The 17,291-nt window shown below is 60.0% G+C and carries 19 protein-coding genes, 1 other RNA gene and 1 pseudogene; 7 read left to right on the top strand and 14 right to left on the bottom strand.

Annotated elements, in window-relative coordinates:
• Nucleotides 1-151: 151 nt before the first annotated feature.
• From F8N80_RS09995 to F8N80_RS09975, 5 genes and pseudogenes are all read right to left on the bottom strand, one after another.
• Nucleotides 152-1,369: a 2-octaprenyl-3-methyl-6-methoxy-1,4-benzoquinol hydroxylase gene (locus F8N80_RS09995; RefSeq protein WP_191632896.1), complete on the bottom strand. Its 1,218-nt coding sequence runs from the start codon at nucleotides 1,367-1,369 to the stop codon at nucleotides 152-154.
• 9 nt (nucleotides 1,370-1,378) lie between these two features.
• Nucleotides 1,379-1,474, bottom strand: a pseudogene (locus F8N80_RS09990) (tetrameric acyl-CoA thioesterase); the annotation flags it as partial.
• 4 nt (nucleotides 1,475-1,478) lie between these two features.
• Nucleotides 1,479-2,666 (bottom strand): 2-octaprenyl-6-methoxyphenyl hydroxylase, encoded by a 1,188-nt coding sequence (gene ubiH / locus F8N80_RS09985; RefSeq protein ID WP_150783782.1) that lies wholly within the window; start codon nucleotides 2,664-2,666, stop codon nucleotides 1,479-1,481.
• A complete protein-coding gene (gene pepP / locus F8N80_RS09980) occupies nucleotides 2,663-3,997 on the bottom strand; it encodes a Xaa-Pro aminopeptidase (RefSeq protein ID WP_150783781.1) in 1,335 nt (444 codons plus the stop codon). The genes ubiH and pepP overlap by 4 nt, the downstream gene beginning before the upstream one ends.
• A 27-nt stretch (nucleotides 3,998-4,024) precedes the next feature.
• Nucleotides 4,025-4,585: a YecA/YgfB family protein gene (locus F8N80_RS09975; RefSeq protein WP_150747905.1), complete on the bottom strand. Its 561-nt coding sequence runs from the start codon at nucleotides 4,583-4,585 to the stop codon at nucleotides 4,025-4,027.
• Between the two features lie 210 nt (nucleotides 4,586-4,795).
• On the opposite strand from F8N80_RS09975, the gene F8N80_RS09970 reads away from it, so the two are divergent.
• The 4 genes from F8N80_RS09970 to F8N80_RS09955 all read left to right on the top strand — a co-directional run bounded on the left by F8N80_RS09970 (nucleotide 4,796) and on the right by F8N80_RS09955 (nucleotide 6,220).
• Complete coding sequence (locus F8N80_RS09970; RefSeq protein ID WP_150747906.1) at nucleotides 4,796-5,005, top strand: TIGR02449 family protein; 210 nt, start codon at nucleotides 4,796-4,798, stop codon at nucleotides 5,003-5,005.
• Nucleotides 5,002-5,319, top strand: coding sequence for a cell division protein ZapA (locus F8N80_RS09965; RefSeq protein WP_150747907.1), 318 nt, complete (start codon nucleotides 5,002-5,004; stop codon nucleotides 5,317-5,319). The genes F8N80_RS09970 and F8N80_RS09965 overlap by 4 nt, the downstream gene beginning before the upstream one ends.
• Nucleotides 5,320-5,349: 30 nt before the next feature.
• Nucleotides 5,350-5,528: non-coding RNA, 6S RNA (ssrS, locus tag F8N80_RS09960), on the top strand.
• An 86-nt stretch (nucleotides 5,529-5,614) separates the two neighbouring features.
• Nucleotides 5,615-6,220 (top strand): 5-formyltetrahydrofolate cyclo-ligase, encoded by a 606-nt coding sequence (locus F8N80_RS09955; protein ID WP_150747908.1) that lies wholly within the window; start codon nucleotides 5,615-5,617, stop codon nucleotides 6,218-6,220.
• 34 nt (nucleotides 6,221-6,254) lie between these two features.
• Here the strand turns inward: F8N80_RS09955 and F8N80_RS31155 are convergent, their stop codons facing one another.
• A complete protein-coding gene (locus F8N80_RS31155; RefSeq protein ID WP_191632893.1) occupies nucleotides 6,255-6,404 on the bottom strand; it encodes a hypothetical protein in 150 nt (49 codons plus the stop codon).
• Nucleotides 6,405-6,599: 195 nt separating this feature from the next.
• Here F8N80_RS31155 and F8N80_RS09950 point away from each other — a divergent pair, with 195 nt between their 5' ends.
• Nucleotides 6,600-7,052 (top strand): EVE domain-containing protein, encoded by a 453-nt coding sequence (locus F8N80_RS09950; RefSeq protein ID WP_150747909.1) that lies wholly within the window; start codon nucleotides 6,600-6,602, stop codon nucleotides 7,050-7,052.
• A gap of 143 nt (nucleotides 7,053-7,195) precedes the next feature.
• Here F8N80_RS09950 and F8N80_RS09945 read toward each other — a convergent pair whose 3' ends face one another.
• Nucleotides 7,196-7,603 (bottom strand): flagellar basal body-associated protein FliL, encoded by a 408-nt coding sequence (locus F8N80_RS09945; protein WP_150747910.1) that lies wholly within the window; start codon nucleotides 7,601-7,603, stop codon nucleotides 7,196-7,198.
• 150 nt (nucleotides 7,604-7,753) lie between these two features.
• On the opposite strand from F8N80_RS09945, the gene F8N80_RS09940 reads away from it, so the two are divergent.
• A complete protein-coding gene (locus F8N80_RS09940) occupies nucleotides 7,754-8,731 on the top strand; it encodes an NADPH:quinone oxidoreductase family protein (protein WP_150747911.1) in 978 nt (325 codons plus the stop codon).
• Between the two features lie 61 nt (nucleotides 8,732-8,792).
• On the opposite strand, the gene F8N80_RS09935 is transcribed toward F8N80_RS09940, so the two are convergent.
• On the bottom strand, nucleotides 8,793-9,407 hold the full coding sequence (locus tag F8N80_RS09935; RefSeq protein WP_150783787.1) for an energy transducer TonB: 615 nt from the start codon (nucleotides 9,405-9,407) through the stop codon (nucleotides 8,793-8,795).
• Nucleotides 9,408-9,720: 313 nt separating this feature from the next.
• Here F8N80_RS09935 and glpT point away from each other — a divergent pair, with 313 nt between their 5' ends.
• Nucleotides 9,721-11,070 (top strand): glycerol-3-phosphate transporter, encoded by a 1,350-nt coding sequence (gene glpT, locus F8N80_RS09930; RefSeq protein WP_150747912.1) that lies wholly within the window; start codon nucleotides 9,721-9,723, stop codon nucleotides 11,068-11,070.
• Here the strand turns inward: glpT and F8N80_RS09925 are convergent.
• From F8N80_RS09925 to F8N80_RS09900, 6 genes are all read right to left on the bottom strand, one after another.
• The gene (locus F8N80_RS09925; RefSeq protein ID WP_150747913.1) at nucleotides 11,046-11,714 is read right to left on the bottom strand and encodes a gamma-glutamylcyclotransferase; all 669 of its coding nucleotides are present in this window, start codon (nucleotides 11,712-11,714) and stop codon (nucleotides 11,046-11,048) included. The genes glpT and F8N80_RS09925 overlap by 25 nt on opposite strands.
• A gap of 229 nt (nucleotides 11,715-11,943) precedes the next feature.
• Complete coding sequence (locus tag F8N80_RS09920) at nucleotides 11,944-12,912, bottom strand: CDP-6-deoxy-delta-3,4-glucoseen reductase (protein WP_150783780.1); 969 nt, start codon at nucleotides 12,910-12,912, stop codon at nucleotides 11,944-11,946.
• The gene (gene ubiD / locus F8N80_RS09915) at nucleotides 12,912-14,378 is read right to left on the bottom strand and encodes a 4-hydroxy-3-polyprenylbenzoate decarboxylase (protein ID WP_007899385.1); all 1,467 of its coding nucleotides are present in this window, start codon (nucleotides 14,376-14,378) and stop codon (nucleotides 12,912-12,914) included. The genes F8N80_RS09920 and ubiD overlap by 1 nt, the downstream gene beginning before the upstream one ends.
• A gap of 142 nt (nucleotides 14,379-14,520) precedes the next feature.
• Entirely contained in the window at nucleotides 14,521-15,780 is a 1,260-nt protein-coding gene (gene rho / locus F8N80_RS09910; RefSeq protein WP_007942421.1) for a transcription termination factor Rho, read from the bottom strand.
• A gap of 247 nt (nucleotides 15,781-16,027) precedes the next feature.
• Entirely contained in the window at nucleotides 16,028-16,357 is a 330-nt protein-coding gene (gene trxA / locus F8N80_RS09905) for a thioredoxin TrxA (protein ID WP_150747915.1), read from the bottom strand.
• Nucleotides 16,358-16,479: 122 nt separating this feature from the next.
• On the bottom strand, nucleotides 16,480-17,187 hold the full coding sequence (locus tag F8N80_RS09900; protein WP_150747916.1) for a FadR/GntR family transcriptional regulator: 708 nt from the start codon (nucleotides 17,185-17,187) through the stop codon (nucleotides 16,480-16,482).
• Between the last annotated feature and the right edge of the window lie 104 nt (nucleotides 17,188-17,291).

Here is a 17,291-nt window from a genome sequence, read left to right as displayed (position 1 = left end):
GATGTTGCACGGTTTGAAATTTGTGGTGGATGTGCCGACGCCTTCGCGGGCAAGCCTCGCTCCTACAGGTATTTCCTGCGCAGTGAAAACAGCACATAACCTGTAGGAGCGAGGCTTGCCCGCGAAGAGGCCATCAGCCGCAGCGAAGATCTCAGGCCTTGGCCAACGCCGGCAAATCCCCAATCAACCCCAACGCCTCGCGCACAAACAACGCCTTGGCCTCCGGCATCTGGTCAACCATCTTCAACCCCGCATTACGCAACCAGCGCACCGGCAACGGATCGGCCTGGAACAAGCGCTCGAAACCCTCCATCGCCGCCATCAACGCCAGGTTATGCGGCATGCGCCGACGCTCATAACGACTCAGCACTTTCACATCCGCCAGGCGCTCGCCACGGGCAGCCGCTTGCAACAGCACTTCGGCCAGGACGGCGGCATCAAGGAAACCAAGGTTCACGCCCTGCCCGGCCAACGGATGAATGGTGTGGGCCGCATCGCCGATCAACGCCAGGCCTTCGGCCACATAGCGCTTGGCATGGCGCTGACGTAGCGGCACGCACAGTCGCGGGTCGGCGCTGAGCACCGTGCCAAGCCGGCCTTCGAAGGCGCGCTCCAGTTCCTTGCAGAAGCCTGTGTCGTCCAGCGCCATCAGACGTTCCGCTTCGCTCGGAGTGGTAGACCAGACGATCGAACACCAGTCCTGCTGACCGTCACGCTCCAGCGGCAGAAACGCCAGTGGACCGTCATCGGTGAAACGCTGCCAGGCGGTCATTTGATGAGGTTCGGCGCTGCGCACGCTGGTCACGATCGCGTGGTGCAGGTAATCCCACTCGCGGGTCGCTACGCCGGCCAGGCGCCGCACGGCCGAGTTGGCACCATCGGCGGCGATGACCAACGGCGCGCGCAAGGTGCGGCCATCGGCCAGCGTCAGCAGCCAGTCGTCACCGGAGCGGCGCATCTGCTCCAGGCGCGCATTGGCCAGCATCCCCAGGTCGCAGTCGTGCAGGCGGTCGAGCAAGGCATCCTGCACCACACGGTTCTCGACGATATGCCCGAGCACTGGCGCATGCACGCTGGTCGCCGAGAAATGGATCTGCCCGGTACCGCTGCCATCCCAGACATGCATGTCGGTGTAAGGGCTGCTGCGTCGTTCGGCAATACCGTCCCAGACGCCCAGGCGATCGAGAATCCGCTGGCTGGCGATCGACAACGCGCTCACCCGCGGCTCGAACGGAGCCTGTGCGTCAAAAGGTTTGACGCTCATCGGGCTGCCGTCCAGCAGCAAGACTTCCAGCCCGCTGTCCTGCAACGCCAGCGCCAGGGCGCTGCCAACCATTCCGGCCCCGACAATCAGCAGATCTGCGCGCATTTCCATGCTTTAAGCCTGTCTCGCTTGCGGCTTGAGCCGCACGTAAAGGGTTTTCTCGGCCCGCGCCACCAGAGTGCCGGAGCCGTCGTGAATATCGACCTGCAAATACTTAAACATCAGGACGCGTACCCAGGCCCATGGCCTGTCGCGCGAACCAGCGCTTGGCCGGTGGCAGCAGATCGAGACCGAGCAGGCCGATATTGCGCCCCAGGGAAACCAGCGGCTGGGTGCTGCCGAACAAGCGGGTGACCTGATCGGAGAAGCCCACGGTCAGGCTCTGATCCAGACGCTGGCGTTCCCGATAGGCCTGCAAGGTGGCGAAATCGCCGGGCGGGTTTTCGCTGGTCAGCAGCGCATCGGCCAATGCCTGGGCATCGCGCAGGGATAAATTGAAACCTTGCCCCGCAATCGGGTGCAGGCTGTGAGCGGCGTTGCCCAGAATCGCCAGATGCGGACGCACCTGCTCTTCGGCCTCGATCAATGACAGCGGATACAGATGCCGTACGCCCACCTGCTTCAAGGTACCGAGACGATAACCGAACACGCCCTGCAACTCGCTGAGGAAACTTCGCTCATCCAGCGCCGCCAGCCGTTGCGCGTCCATGCCCAGCCGGGTCCAGACCAAAGCGCAGCGGTTGTCCGGCAATGGCAGCAACGCCATCGGGCCGTCGTCGGTGAAACGCTCGAAGGCCACGCCGTTGTGCGCTTCACTCGTGGTGACGTTGGCGATCAGCGCGCTCTGGTTATAGGGGCGTTTCCTGATGCCGATCCCCAATTGCTCGCGCAGACCGGAACGGCCGCCATCCGCGAGTACTGCAAGGTCGCATTCCAGGATGGTTTCATCATTGAGGACAAGGCGATAGCCATCGGTCAACGGCTCCATGCCCGTGACCTCCGCCGGACAACGCCAGCTGATCACGTCCTTGTCCAGGCCTTGCCAGAGGCATTGGCCGAGCCAGGCGTTTTCTACCACATAGCCCAGCGCCGGCACGCCCTCTTCCATCGCCGACAGGCGCGCGGTGGAGAACCGTCCGCGATCGGAGACATGAATCTGCTTGATCGGCTCGGCGCGGCGGGAAATTTCCTGCCACACGCCCAGCCGTTGATAAATCTGCCGAGCGCCATACGACAGCGCCGAAGAACGGGCATCGTAGCTCGGCTGGTAGGTGTCGCCCGGAGCAAAGGGTTCGATCAGCACGATCTTCCAGCCACGGGCCTTGGCCCCGGCCTGCAAGGCCAACGCCAGGCTGGCGCCGACCAGACCGCCACCGATGATTGCCAGATTGACTCGACTCATGCCGCTCGTGTCCGTGCGGCGGCCATCAAGGCCTCGATCTCGGCGACCGTTTTCGGCACGCCATGGCTCAGGATTTCACAGCCGGTTTTGGTGACCACTACGTCGTCCTCGATGCGCACGCCAATGCCGCGCCATTTCTTCGCCACGTTCTGATTGTCCGGGGCAATGTAGATGCCCGGTTCCACGGTCAGCGCCATGCCGACTTCCAGCACACGCCATTCGCCGCCGACCTTGTACTCGCCGACGTCGTGCACATCCATGCCCAACCAGTGGCCGGCGCGGTGCATGTAAAAAGCTTTATGGGCTTCGCGGGCGATCAATTCGTCGACGTCACCTTGCAACAGGCCCAGCTTGACCAGCCCGGCGGTAATCACCCGGACCGTGGCTTCGTGGGCCTGGTTCCAGTGTTTGTCCGGGGCGATTTCAGCAAAGGCGGCTTCTTGAGCCGCCAGCACCAACTCGTAGATCGCCTTCTGCTCGGGCGAATACTTACCGTTGACCGGCCAGGTGCGAGTGATGTCGCTGGCATAGCAATCGATCTCGCAACCGGCATCGATCAGCACCAGATCGCCGTCCTTGAGCACCGCGTCATTCTGCTGGTAATGCAGGATGCAACTGTTGCGCCCCGAGGCGACGATCGAACCGTAGGCCGGCATTTTCGCTCCGCCCTTGCGGAACTCGTAATCGAGCTCGGCTTCGAGGCTGAACTCATGCAGCCCGGCCCGGCTGGCCTGCATCGCGCGGATGTGGGCCTGGGCGGAAATTCGAGCAGCCTCGCGCATCACCTTCACCTCTGCCGCCGATTTATACAGGCGCATGTCGTGCAGCAGATGATCCAGGGCAACGAATTCGTTCGGCGGCTGGGCGCCGAGGTGCGCTTTAGAGCGGATCACGTTGATCCAGTCCATCAGGTGCCGATCGAATTCAGGATTGCTGCCCATGGCCGAATACACCCGGTCGCGACCTTCGATCAGGCCCGGCAGAATGTCGTCGATGTCGGTGATGGGAAAGGCGTCGTCAGCCCCGAAGTCGCGGATCGCGCCTTCCTGGCCGGCACGCAGGCCGTCCCACAGCTCGCGTTCGGCATTGCGCTCACGGCAGAACAGCACGTATTCGCCATGTTCGCGACCGGGCATCAGCACGATGACGGCTTGCGGCTCGGGGAACCCGCTGAGGTACTGGAAGTCGCTGTCCTGACGGTAGACGTGCTCGACGTCGCGGTTGCGGATGGCTACCGCGGCGGCGGGCAGGATGGCGATGCTGTTGGGTACCATCTGCGCCATCAGGGCCTTGCGGCGCCGGCTGTATTCCGATTTCGGGATATGAATCATGGGCAGATGGCTATTCCTGGCTCGCGATCAATGCAACGACGGTTTGGCGGCAGCCGGCGCGTCCGGCTTCTTGGTTTCGGTGAACAGCAGCAGCGGCGCGACGCGCAGGTATTCCATGACTTCCATGTAGTCGCTCTCGCCATCGTCGGACTCTTCCAGGGCGTCTTGCACCTGAGAAATGGCCGCCAGATCCTGCAACACTTCGGTCGCCTCGGTGCTCAACATGCTGCTGTCACGGCAGTTCAGGCCGAAACCACTGAGGAAGCCCTGGCACCATTGGCCCAGTGCAGCGGCACGGTCAGCCAGCGGCTCGTCGTCGGTCGGCAGCAGCAGAACGACGGTCACGTCGTCGCCAGTGAGCTCGCCTTTGACCATCTCCTGCAAGCCGATCAGGGCGTTGCGGACATTATCCTGCGGCTCGTTTTCGAGCAGTTCGGCAGCATCGATCAGCCAGCCTTCGACATCGAAACCGGCACCGGCGCAACTGCGGCCGAGCAGCAGGCCATGCAGTTCGGCAGGCGAGACGTTATGACCGCTGGAAGTCAGCAGGGTGGCGAAGGCTTGGTACGGGGAATTCTGAATGGGCATATGGGCAGCTAGGCGCCAGACGGCGCTATGTCTAGAATGAAGGCCTTGTATCCTACATCGACTACACCTGTAGGAGCGAGCACGCTCGCGATGGTCGCCAACGATAACGCTGGGTACCTGACACCCCGCGGCGTTCTCGGGCTCATCGTCGGATCGCCGCCCGGAGCAAGCTCGCTCCTACAGTCCAACCCCCATCAGACAGTGAAGACAATGGAAGACACCGACCTGCAAGCGCTGATGGCTAGACTCGAACTGCTGATTACCCGCGTCGAGCAACTAAAGAGTCAAAACGGACTCTTATTAGCTCAGGAAAAGACCTGGCGCGAGGAACGAGCGCACCTCGTTGAAAAAAATGAAATCGCCCGGCGTAAGGTCGAGTCGATGATTTCGCGCCTCAAAGCCCTGGAGCAAGACTCATGAGTTCAAGCAATAGCGTTACCGTGCAGATCCTCGACAAAGAATATTCGATCATTTGCCCCCAGGAAGAGCGTAGCAACCTGGTGAGCGCCGCCCGCTACCTGGACGGCAAGATGCGCGAAATCCGCAGCAGCGGCAAAGTCATCGGCGCCGATCGCATCGCCGTGATGGCTGCGCTGAACATCACTCACGACCTCCTGCACAAGGAAGAACGACCGGATGTGCAGGCCAGCGGCTCGACCCGTGAGCAGGTTCGCGACCTGCTGGATCGCGTCGATCTGGTGCTCGCCACCGATCCGGACGCAACCAAGGGCTGATTCGTCTCACCGCTTGAGGTATACTCGCAACACTCCCTGGGGTGCTTGCCAGTTGACCACGTCCCTGAGCCGATTCGCACTACCCTGGAGGTTGCACGTTGGGCTGGTGTGCATGTCCGCTAGACGGAAAGCCTTAAAGCCTACTGCATCTTCCACCTTGAACTTTCGGGTTCAAGGGCTAAGTCAGCAGCGGTACATCCGGGGAGCCTGATTGCAGTCCGATGCCGGTTTAAATACCGGCATCGGCTTTTTTACGGGTACGCTTTGCATACCCGACCTGTCGAAGCCCGAATCCATGACCGAACCTGCGCTGCTGCCCCGCCCGCAACTTCGACGCATGCTGCGCAAGGCCCGCCGCGCATTGACTCCCGGTCAACAGCGCCAGGCTGCTCGCGGGCTGTACAAGCAATTGGCCCAGCAACCATTGTTCCGGCGCGCCAAACATATCTCCCTGTACCTGCCTACCGACGGTGAAATTGATCCGCGTGTGCTGCTGCGAGCAGCACAGCGTCGAGGCAAGGCCACTTATTTGCCGGTGCTCAGTGCCTGGCCGCGCACCAAAATGGTGTTCCAGCGAATCCGCCCTGGCGAAAAGCTCAAACCCAATCGTTTCCGCATTCTTGAACCCCGGCACAACCTCGCCCGGCAACGCAAAGTCTGGGCGCTGGACCTGGTGCTATTGCCATTGGTCGGGTTTGACGATGTCGGCGGACGCCTGGGCATGGGCGGCGGATTCTACGATCGAAGCCTGGCGTACCTGGCACGGCGCAAAAACTGGCGCAAGCCGACGTTATTGGGGCTGGCCCATGAATGTCAGAAGGTCGAGCGATTGGCTCAGGCGAGCTGGGATGTGTCGTTGCAGGGAACGGTGACGGACAAGGCCTGGTATTACGCAGGCTAGACGCCACTGCTATCAGCGGCGTCGAAAGACAGCTTTAGCGCTTGAAGGCCGACGGCTGTTGCTGCGCGATCTCGATCGGTGCATCGGGCGTGTTGTTCCACAGGCTTTGGGCATAGCCGGTGGTCACCATGCCGAGGCCGAACATAATCACCAAAATCCATAGTAAATCCGGTTTGCGTTTCATCGATTGCCCTCCCAAAGGCACATCAACACGATGACAGCAGCGGTTTCCGTTATGGCCGTGCAGCAGCGTCTAGCTGAGAAGGCGCGCATTCTGCGACAACGTGAACCGACACGCAAACACTGGCGCCAACCGACCGTCGGTTTGTCATAAAATTGCCGGACAACTTGCCAACTCACCTCGCAAGGAGCAAAAACCATGGCCTATTGGCTGATGAAATCCGAGCCCGATGAATTCTCGATCAAGGATCTGGAGAAGCTCGGCACATCGCGCTGGGACGGGGTTCGCAACTATCAGGCGCGTAATTTTTTGCGGGCCATGGCGGTAGGCGATGAGTTTTTCTTCTATCACTCCAGCTGCCCCGAGCCGGGAATTGCCGGGATCGGCAAGATTATCGAAGCCGCGTATCCGGACCCGACGGCGCTGGAGCCGGAAAGTCATTACTACGATCCGAAGGCAACGGCAGAGAAAAACGCCTGGAGCGCGATTGATGTCGCGCATGTGGAGACGTTTACCAGGGTGTTGAAGCTGGATTATCTGAAACAGCAGACGGCGTTGGCCGAGATGCCGCTGGTGCAGAAAGGGTCGCGGTTGTCGGTGATGCCGGTTACCGCTGAGCAATGGGCAGCGGTGATTGCATTACGGCCTTGAATCATGCGGTGACTGCAAGATTGCCTTCGCGAGCAAGCCCGCTCCCACATTAGCTCTGTGCCGGATGCAAAACTTGCAACCACTGGAGACCAAATGTGGGAGCGGGCTTGTTCGCGAAGAGGCCCGCAAGGACAGCGAAAATCTTATTGAATGATGAGGTTGTTGAACAACAAATCCTCAACCACCGGCTTGCCCGTCTCGTCGTTCATTACTTGCTGAGCCTGCTTCAAGGCCTCCTGGCGCAGCTTCTCCTTGGCCTCGACATTGTTCATCGCCTCGGTGGTCTGCTGCGCAAACAGCGCCACCAGCTGATTACGAATCAACGGTTCGTTGGCTTTTACCAGCCTGGTCGCCTCATCCCCGGTCACCCGCAACGCCACATCAGCCTTGTAGACCTTGAGCTTCGGCGTACCGTCCAGCCCATAGTTACCCACGAACGGCGGGCTCAAGGTGATGTAATTGACCTTCGGCGCTTCACCTTCCCCGGCTTCTTCGGCCACCGCTGCCACGGGCAGCGACAGGGCCAGCAACAACATGATCCACGTTTTCACACTTCGCTCCTTATCCGGTTTGCGGCCTAGCATATCGACCCGCCGCACCAGCACAAGCTTATGGCGGCCTATCAGGGCGGGGCATGCTCGTTGACCCTTCGATTCACACACCTACACTTATCGGCCATCACTCCCAAAGGAATAGCCCTGATGAAAGCCGTGCTGTGCAAAGCCTTCGGCCCTGCCGAATCGCTGGTGCTGGAAGACGTCGCCAGCCCTGTCGCGAAGAACAATGAAATCCTGCTGGAGGTGTACGCCGCCGGGGTGAACTTCCCGGACACGCTGATCATCGAGGGCAAATACCAGTTCAAGCCGCCCTTCCCGTTTTCCCCCGGTGGCGAAGCGGCGGGCGTGGTCAGTGCAGTGGGCGAAAAGGTCAGCCACCTGAAAGTCGGCGACCGGGCCATGGCCCTGACCGGCTGGGGCAGCTTTGCCGAAGAAGTCGCGGTGCCGGGCTATAACGTACTGCCGATCCCGTCGTCCATGGACTTCAACACCGCCGCCGCCTTCAGCATGACCTACGGCACCTCGATGCACGCGCTCAAGCAACGGGGCCATCTGCAACCGGGTGAAACCCTGCTGGTACTCGGCGCGTCCGGCGGTGTCGGCCTGGCCGCGGTGGAGATCGGTAAAGCCATGGGCGCCCGGGTGATCGCCGCCGCCAGCAGCGCGGAAAAACTCGCCGTGGCCAAGGCGGCCGGCGCCGATGAGCTGATCAACTACAGCGAAACCAGTCTCAAGGACGAAATCAAGCGGCTGACCGACGGCCAGGGCGCCGACGTAATCTACGATCCGGTTGGCGGCGACCTGTTCGACCAGGCCATCCGCGCCATCGCCTGGAACGGCCGCCTGCTGGTGGTCGGTTTCGCCAGCGGACGCATTCCGGAACTGCCGGTGAACCTCGCCCTGCTTAAAGGTGCCGCGGTGGTCGGCGTGTTCTGGGGTTCCTTTGCCCAGCGTCAGCCACAGGACAATGCAGCGAACTTCCAGCAATTGTTTGGCTGGTTCGCCGAGGGCAAGTTGAAGCCGTTGGTGTCGCAGGTGTATCCGCTGAGTAATGCGGCGCAGGCGATCAATGATCTGGGCCAGCGCAAGGCAGTCGGCAAAGTGGTGGTGCAGGTGCGCTGAATCCAGTGGTGCGGGCTGAACTTCGAAAAGTTGTTCAGACCGCCTCATCACGAACTGGGAGCTACAGCAACTTGCGGATCTCCTCCGGCAGCAAACTCATGTATTTGCGCACCGGGCCGCTGCGGCAACTCCTGACAATGGTCGGCACGCGTTTGTTCAGCTTGGCGATCCATTCCAGGCGTTGTTCCTTCGGCAATTGGGTGATGTGAAACACGTTCGACAGATACGCCCGGGTGTAATGAAACGGCGCGGCATCCACCCATGCATGCTCCGGGACATTCAGCAGTTGCTCATTGACGTCGCTACATTTCAATTTCTTGAGCCACAGGTTGGTGTGGATCGGCGAGTCGAGATCCAGGCGGAATACCATCGGTGCGATAATTTCCTGCTTCGCAGGCTTGTCGTCATCCACCACCCAGGGCTTGAACCGCCACTGCTCTATCGCGACTCTGGACGCTTCGGCCAGATCAGGATGATCGCTTTCCAGGATTCTCACCTTGTTGACCAAACCATCGGCATTCACGGTGAACTCGACTCGGACATTGCCGGTTATGCCAGCCCTCAGAAGCGCCGCGGGATAAATCGGCTTAGGGTTGTTTACCGGTATCAGAAAGAACTCCCCTGCCCTGGCATCAACCGATAAACCCAGCAACAGTACAAACGCAAACCACCGCATAACCCCTTCCCTCCATGATCGAAACACCAGAACTCCCTTAAAAAGCTTACGCAGCAGCGACCTGAAACAGAACGTCGCAACCTCTCCTTTGAACGAAGGACGCTTCCCAAAAACAAGTACGCATCCGGCGCAAAAGATCGGCGTGGTAACCCTTCCTACAACGTCCTTCACCTACATCTGAGCGACATGTTCGCAAAAGAACACACGACCTCCAAAATTTCCACTGTTTGGCCACTGCGAAGCGATGCTATTTTCAGTAACGAAACTGTAACATTCGCATCCGCAGTCAAAACAACAAATCTGGAGCTTTTGAATGTTTGCTTTCTTTCGTCCTGCCGCACATCAGGCTCCATTGCCTGAAGAAAAAATAGACAACACCTACCGACGCCTTCGCTGGCAGATCTTCGCCGGGATTTTTATCGGCTACGCCGGCTATTACCTGCTGCGCAAAAACTTCTCCCTGGCCATGCCCTATCTGATCGAAGAGGGCTATACCCGCGGCGAGCTGGGCCTGGCGCTGTCGGCCATCGCCATTGCCTACGGCCTGTCCAAGTTCCTGATGGGCATCGTGTCCGACCGTTCCAATCCGCGTTTCTTCCTGCCCTTCGGCCTGCTGGTATCGGCCGGTGTGATGTTCATTTTCGGCTTCGCGCCCTGGGCAACCTCCAGCGTGACCATCATGTTCATCCTGCTGTTCATCAACGGCTGGGCCCAAGGCATGGGCTGGCCGCCGAGCGGGCGGACGATGGTGCATTGGTGGTCGCAGAAGGAACGCGGTGGCGTGGTGTCCTTGTGGAACGTGGCGCACAACGTTGGCGGTGGCCTGATCGGCCCGCTGTTCCTGCTCGGCATGGGCCTGTTCAATGACTGGCATGCGGCGTTTTACGTGCCGGCGGCGGTCGCCTTGGCAGTGGCGGTGTTTGCCTTCGTCACCATGCGTGACACCCCGCAATCGGTGGGCCTGCCGCCGATCGAGAAGTACAAGAACGACTACCCGCAAGGCTACGACGCCAGCCACGAAGAAGAATTCAGCGCCAAGGAAATCTTCGTCAAATACGTGCTGCGCAACAAAATGCTCTGGTACATCGCCTTGGCCAACGTCTTCGTCTACCTGTTGCGCTACGGCGTGCTGGACTGGGCACCGACCTACCTCAAGGAAGCCAAGGGCTTTACCGTGGATAAAACCTCGTGGGCGTACTTTTTCTATGAGTGGGCGGGGATTCCGGGCACGCTGCTGTGCGGCTGGATGTCGGACAAGATCTTCCGTGGCAACCGTGGCCTGACCGGCATGGTGTTCATGGCCTTGGTCACCGTGGCGACCCTGGTTTACTGGCTCAACCCGGCCGGCAACCCGACCGTCGACATGATCGCGCTGGTTTCAATCGGCTTTCTGATCTACGGCCCGGTAATGTTGATCGGCCTGCAAGCCCTGGAGTTGGCACCGAAGAAAGCGGCCGGTACCGCGGCGGGCTTCACCGGGCTGTTCGGTTATCTGGGGGGGTCGGTCGCGGCCAGTGCAGCCATGGGCTACACCGTGGACCACTTCGGCTGGGACGGCGGTTTCGTCTTGCTGATCGGCGCGTGCCTGCTGGCGATGGCCTTCCTCGCCCCGACCCTGTGGCACAAACAAGTCGCCAGTCAGAGCCGCGAAGCACTCGCCTGATCGGCCGCTGATTTGCAGCGCTTGAGCCGCGCCTCCAGATTCCGGTCTGGCATGGCGTGGCTACGCAGGGCGCTGGCGGTCTGCTCGACATAATCGCGGGTAGTGCCGTAACGCCCGCAAGCGTTTTCGAACACATGGCTCAGCACATGATCCGGCAAGTTGCCGGCATAGCTGGGCAGGTGCCGCTCCAAAACGAATCCCAATGCCTGAACCTGGTTTCCGTCTTCGAGACGGCAGTTGAGCCAGTGTGGGCGATAGGACGGGAATGGCATCTCGCGTTGCCAAAGTGCGTAAAGAGACGCGTCGAGTTGTTCTTCGGGCAAGCGATAGGCAAACCCGCTGCAAGAACCGCCGCGATCCAGGCCGAACACCAGGCCAGGCACTTCCGGCGTGCCGCGATGCTCGTGGGACCACAGGTACAAACCACGATGGTAGCCATGCACCCGACCGCGTACGCGCTCCACTGCCGGGCATTCAGGGCGCCAGATCAGCGAGCCGTAGGCGAACAGCCACACCGGCCCGCCCTTATGGCGCGCCATGGTCGTTTGCATCGAGCTGAGCAATTGTTCGTGCGTAAGCTGCGGCCCCAGATCGAGCCGCGGAGGGTAAGCCAGATTCAAAAAAGCAGATTCAATGGCGCTCATGGCGAATTGCGTTCAGCTCCCCGCGGGTCAAGATTACTTAATAGAACGCAGCGCTGTAACAATAAGGCACATATGTTTCGAGGCAATTTAAATGCCATGGCACATTTTTTAATAAGTGCCTGTCTGATATATAACCTACCGGTATTTATAAAAATTTATAAATACCGATCGGCTATATAGAAAGGTATAAGGATTAAACACAATCAAGATCGCGGATCAAAATCGCGGATCAAGATCGAGGCGCGTACGCAAACACATCCGCACGCATCTGATGGGCATCCATTCCCGCTTCGACCAAGGCGTCCAGCGTGCCGTAGACCATCGCCGGAGAGCCGCTGGCGTACACATGCAGGGGTTTCAGATCAGGGAAATCCTCACACACCGCTTCATGCAACATGCCGCAGCGCCCCTGCCAGCCGCATTGATCGCTGACGACTTTATGCAGGAACAGATTGGGCAGTTGCAGCCATTCATCCCAATGTTCGATGGCATAAAAATCTTCAGGACGACGCACGCCCCAATACAGGTGCACCGGGTGCTTGAAGCCCGTGGCGCGGCAATGCTCGATCAGGCTATGAATCTGACCCATGCCGGTACCCGCGGCGATCAGCACCAGCGGGCCGTCCGGCAACTCCGCCAGATGGGTATCGCCAAACGGCATCTGGATCCGCACCATCGGGTTACGTTGCAGCTGTTCGATCAGGCTCAGCGCACTGCTTTCGCGCGCCAAGACGTGAATTTCCAGGTCGCGTCCGCCATGGGGGGCCGAGGCCAGGGAGAACGCCGATTTCTCGCCATTCTCGCGCTCGATCATCAGGTACTGGCCGGCGTGATAGCGTGGCGGTTTGCCGGCCGGAGCCCGCAGACTCACGCGAAAGGTATCGCCGCCGACGTCCCTGCATTCAATGACCTGACACGACAAGCTGCGCACCGGCAGTTCTCCCAGCGCGAGCACGCCATCCCACAGCACGATGCAGTCTTCCAGCGGCTCGGCTATGCAAGTGTAGAACTCGCCATGATCGCGCACATTACCGGTCTGTTCGACCCGCCCTTCCACCAGCAGTGCGGCGCACACGTGGCAATTGCCGTTTCGACAGCTTTGCGGGCATTCATAGCCCAGGCGCCGCGCGCCATCGAGAATCCGCTCGCCGGGCAGAATATCCAGCACTGCTCCAGAGGGCTGCAAGGTTACACGCATCAATCTATTCCTAACTGATTCCAGATGGCATCGATCCGCTGGGTCACGGCTTCGTCCTTGACGATCACCCGGCCCCACTCGCGAGTGGTTTCGCCGGGCCATTTATGCGTGGCATCGAGCCCCATCTTCGAACCCAGGCCGGAAACCGGCGAGGCGAAGTCGAGGTAGTCGATCGGCGTGTTGTCGATCATCACCGTGTCGCGCTTGGGGTCCATGCGCGTGGTGATGGCCCAGATCACGTCGTTCCAGTCCCGTGCGTTGATGTCGTCGTCAGTGACGATAACGAACTTGGTGTACATGAACTGTCGCAAAAACGACCAGACACCCAACATTACCCGCTTGGCATGACCGGGATACGACTTTTTCATGGTCACGATGGCCATGCGGTAGGAGCAGCCTTCGGGTGGCAGGTAGAAGTCGGTGATCTCCGGGAACTGCTTCTGCAGGATCGGCACGAATACTTCATTCAGCGCCACGCCGAGGATCGCCGGCTCATCCGGCGGACGGCCGGTATAGGTGCTGTGGTAAATCGGCTTGATCCGGTGCGTGATGCGCTCGACGGTGAACACCGGGAAGCTGTCGACTTCGTTGTAGTAACCGGTGTGGTCGCCGTACGGGCCTTCGTCGGCCATTTCGCCCGGATGGATCACACCTTCGAGGATGATCTCGGCGGTGGCCGGCACTTGCAGGTCGTTGCCACGGCACTTCACCAGCTCGGTGCGATTGCCGCGCAGCAGTCCGGCAAAGGCGTATTCGGAGAGACTGTCCGGCACCGGCGTCACGGCACCGAGAATGGTCGCCGGGTCAGCGCCCAGGGCCACGGACACCGGGAACGGCTGGCCAGGATGCTTCTCGCACCACTCGCGGTAATCCAGCGCGCCGCCACGGTGGCTCAGCCAACGCATGATGACCTTGTTGCGGCCAATCACTTGCTGACGGTAGATGCCGAGGTTCTGGCGATCCTTGTTCGGACCTTTGGTGACGGTCAGGCCCCAGGTGATCAGCGGGCCGACGTCGCCCGGCCAGCAGGTCTGCACCGGCAGCATGGCGAGGTCGACGTCGTCGCCTTCGATGACCACTTCCTGGCACACCGCGTCTTTGACCACCTTCGGCGCCATGGCAATGATCTTGCGGAAGATCGGCAGCTTGGACCAGGCATCTTTCAGGCCTTTCGGTGGCTCGGGTTCCTTGAGGAACGCCAGCAGCTTGCCGATCTCGCGCAATTCGCTGACCGCTTCTGCGCCCATGCCCAGCGCCACGCGCTCAGGGGTGCCGAACAGGTTGCCGAGCACCGGGATGTCATAACCCGTGGGGTTTTCGAAAAGCAGGGCTGGACCTTTGGCGCGCAGGGTGCGGTCGCAGACCTCGGTCATTTCGAGCACTGGGGACACCGGAACCTGGATGCGCTTGAGTTCGCCGCGCTTTTCCAGACCGCTGATAAAGTCGCGCAAGTCGCGATACTGCATGCGTGAGCCTCGTGTTGGCCGTGCCGTTCGGGGGTGGCAGTTTAGCGCCGAACCCCTCTATTCAGAACCACGAACTGCCGGTTCATCAAAAATCAGATAGCAAAAAGCCGGGTTTCCCCGGCTTTTGCTGACTTTCTGCGATTTACTTGCGTTTCATCGACAGGAAGAACTCATCGTTGGTCTTGGTCGTTTTCAGCTTGTCGACCAGGAACTCGATGGCAGCGATTTCGTCCATCGGGTGCAACAGCTTGCGCAGGATCCACATGCGTTGCAGCTCGTCGTCGGCCGTCAGCAACTCTTCGCGGCGGGTGCCGGAACGGTTGATGTTAATGGCCGGGAACACACGTTTTTCAGCGATACGACGATCCAGCGGCAGTTCCATGTTGCCCGTGCCTTTGAATTCTTCGTAGATCACTTCGTCCATCTTCGAGCCGGTTTCAACCAGCGCGGTGGCGATGATGGTCAGCGAGCCGCCTTCTTCGATGTTCCGCGCGGCGCCGAAGAAACGTTTCGGTTTCTCCAGGGCGTGGGCATCGACACCACCGGTGAGCACTTTGCCGGAGCTCGGGATCACGGTGTTGTAGGCACGGGCCAGACGGGTGATGGAGTCGAGCAGGATCACCACGTCTTTCTTGTGTTCGACCAGGCGCTTGGCCTTCTCGATCACCATTTCGGCAACCTGCACGTGGCGGGTCGGCGGCTCGTCGAACGTGGAGGCAACCACTTCGCCGCGCACGGTGCGCTGCATTTCGGTCACTTCTTCCGGACGTTCGTCGATCAGCAAGACGATCAGATGAACTTCAGGATTGTTACGTGCGATGTTCGCTGCGATGTTCTGCAGCATGATGGTTTTACCGGCTTTCGGCGGTGCAACGATCAGACCGCGCTGGCCTTTGCCGATCGGGGCGCACAGGTCGATGACACGACCGGTCAAGTCTTCGGTGGAACCGTTGCCGGCTTCCATCTTCATGCGCACGGTCGGGAACAGCGGGGTCAGGTTCTCGAAGAGAATCTTGTTTTTCGCGTTCTCGGGACGATCGTAGTTGATCGTATCGACCTTGAGCAGTGCGAAATAACGCTCGCCTTCCTTTGGAGGGCGGATCTTGCCAACGATGGTGTCACCGGTGCGCAAGTTGAAGCGACGGATCTGGCTCGGCGAGACGTAAATGTCGTCCGGACCGGCGAGATAGGAAGCGTCAGCGGAGCGCAGGAAGCCGAAGCCGTCCTGGAGAATCTCCAGCACGCCATCACCGGAGATTTCCTCGCCGCTTTTCGCGTGCTTTTTGAGCAGGGAGAAAATCACGTCCTGCTTGCGCGAACGGGCCATATTTTCTATGCCCATCTGTTCGGCCAATTCGAGCAGTTCGGTAATCGGCTTTTGCTTGAGTTCAGTCAGATTCATATAGGAATGACGTAATCATTTATGGAGGGGGGAAATTAAGCTTTTGGCTTAATGAGGCCGCGCCGCAGAGAAGGCGACAGGATCGCGAACTAATTCGAAAAGGAGTGCGTCGGCGACGGCTAGCAGGGGGCATTGGAGAAACCAGTGCGGGGCCGAATGTACCACCTGAGTTTCGGAGCGTCTAGCCCTCAATAACGAAAAAGCCCCGCAAACTGCGGGGCCTTTTTCGGACACTTTATAACGACGCTTAGATGTTGGCGTCGAGGAAAGCCGCCAGCTGCGACTTCGACAGTGCGCCAACCTTGGTCGCTTCGACGTTGCCGTTCTTGAACAGCATCAGGGTCGGGATACCACGTACGCCGTGCTTGGCCGGGGTTTCCTGGTTCTCGTCGATGTTCAGCTTGGCAACGGTCAGCTTGCCAGCGTAGGTGCTGGCGATATCGTCCAGAACCGGAGCGATCATCTTGCAAGGGCCGCACCACTCAGCCCAGTAGTCAACAAGCACAGGGCCAGCAGCCTTCAGTACTTCTTCTTCGAAGTTTGCGTCGGTGACGTGCTTGATAAGATCGCTGCTCATGGATGTCTCCGGGTTATAAGCAATAAAAAACGTGGCCCATCATAGCCGCCCTTCCCCTGTTCAGGAAGCCGCAGATGATTGAGTCTCGCTATGGTGGTGCATGAGTTTGGGTATAGCTCAAGTCATGAGGTGGCGGGAGCGACGAAGGCAATTCCAGTGCGCAGGGCTGCGTTTCGCACATGTTCTTGCATGGCCTTCTGCGCGGCACCGGATGCCCGCCGGGCCAGTGCACGGAGGATTTTACGGTGCTCCTGCCAGGTTTCCATGGCCCGCTCGGCCCGGATGAACGGTAGCTTTTGGCTCTCCAGGAAGATGTCGGCGCTGGCGGTCAGGATGCTCAGCATCGCCTGATTACCGCTGGCCAACAGGATGCGCCGGTGAAATTCGAAATCCAGTCGCGCCGCTGCCTCGAAGTCGCCGGCCTTCAAGTCGATGCGCATGGCGGCGACATTATCGTCCAGCGCATCGAGCTCGTGAGTGCTCAGGGTCACCGCCGCCAAGCCGGCCGCAAAGCCTTCCAGGGCATAGCGCAACTGGAATATATCCAGGGGCGAGGCTTGCGCCGCAAATGGCCAACTCAGCGTCGCATCACCTCGCGGCAAATCAACCGGTGACTGCACGAACACCCCTTTGCCCGGCTGGACGCTGATCACTCCCAGGGCACTCAAGGACGACAATGCCTCGCGCAGCGACGCCCGACTGACCCCCAATTGCAGCGCCAGGTCCCGTTGCGAAGGCAGCGCGTCCCCCGGTCCGAAACCTTGTTCGGTGATCAGTTTGCGGATGGCTTGCAGCGCCACTTCAGGTACGGCTTGGGAGATCGAGTTCATGGTTTTCAGACGAACCAGGCAAATGAGCGGTTAGTTGTAAAGCTATTCGCGACGCCCGGCAAGTCGTGCCCCATGGGGGTTCGGTGCCTTTCACCAATGCGCCA

Origin of the sequence: Pseudomonas fluorescens, assembly GCF_902497995.1 — a bacterium.
GTDB lineage: Bacteria > Pseudomonadota > Gammaproteobacteria > Pseudomonadales > Pseudomonadaceae > Aquipseudomonas > Aquipseudomonas fluorescens_BK.
Note: the sequence above shows the minus strand (reverse complement) of the source record. Positions and strands in the feature narration are given on the sequence as shown.

Coding starts and splice junctions, on each gene's coding strand:
- F8N80_RS09995 (WP_191632896.1), bottom strand. CDS start 1,369: ATGCGCGCAGATCTGCTGATTGTCGGGGCCGGAATGGTTGGCAGCGCC.
- ubiH (WP_150783782.1), bottom strand. CDS start 2,666: ATGAGTCGAGTCAATCTGGCAATCATCGGTGGCGGTCTGGTCGGCGCC.
- pepP (WP_150783781.1), bottom strand. CDS start 3,997: ATGATTCATATCCCGAAATCGGAATACAGCCGGCGCCGCAAGGCCCTG.
- F8N80_RS09975 (WP_150747905.1), bottom strand. CDS start 4,585: ATGCCCATTCAGAATTCCCCGTACCAAGCCTTCGCCACCCTGCTGACT.
- F8N80_RS09970 (WP_150747906.1), top strand. CDS start 4,796: ATGGAAGACACCGACCTGCAAGCGCTGATGGCTAGACTCGAACTGCTG.
- F8N80_RS09965 (WP_150747907.1), top strand. CDS start 5,002: ATGAGTTCAAGCAATAGCGTTACCGTGCAGATCCTCGACAAAGAATAT.
- F8N80_RS09955 (WP_150747908.1), top strand. CDS start 5,615: ATGACCGAACCTGCGCTGCTGCCCCGCCCGCAACTTCGACGCATGCTG.
- F8N80_RS31155 (WP_191632893.1), bottom strand. CDS start 6,404: ATGAAACGCAAACCGGATTTACTATGGATTTTGGTGATTATGTTCGGC.
- F8N80_RS09950 (WP_150747909.1), top strand. CDS start 6,600: ATGGCCTATTGGCTGATGAAATCCGAGCCCGATGAATTCTCGATCAAG.
- F8N80_RS09940 (WP_150747911.1), top strand. CDS start 7,754: ATGAAAGCCGTGCTGTGCAAAGCCTTCGGCCCTGCCGAATCGCTGGTG.
- F8N80_RS09935 (WP_150783787.1), bottom strand. CDS start 9,407: ATGCGGTGGTTTGCGTTTGTACTGTTGCTGGGTTTATCGGTTGATGCC.
- glpT (WP_150747912.1), top strand. CDS start 9,721: ATGTTTGCTTTCTTTCGTCCTGCCGCACATCAGGCTCCATTGCCTGAA.
- F8N80_RS09925 (WP_150747913.1), bottom strand. CDS start 11,714: ATGAGCGCCATTGAATCTGCTTTTTTGAATCTGGCTTACCCTCCGCGG.
- F8N80_RS09920 (WP_150783780.1), bottom strand. CDS start 12,912: ATGCGTGTAACCTTGCAGCCCTCTGGAGCAGTGCTGGATATTCTGCCC.
- ubiD (WP_007899385.1), bottom strand. CDS start 14,378: ATGCAGTATCGCGACTTGCGCGACTTTATCAGCGGTCTGGAAAAGCGC.
- rho (WP_007942421.1), bottom strand. CDS start 15,780: ATGAATCTGACTGAACTCAAGCAAAAGCCGATTACCGAACTGCTCGAA.
- trxA (WP_150747915.1), bottom strand. CDS start 16,357: ATGAGCAGCGATCTTATCAAGCACGTCACCGACGCAAACTTCGAAGAA.
- F8N80_RS09900 (WP_150747916.1), bottom strand. CDS start 17,187: ATGAACTCGATCTCCCAAGCCGTACCTGAAGTGGCGCTGCAAGCCATC.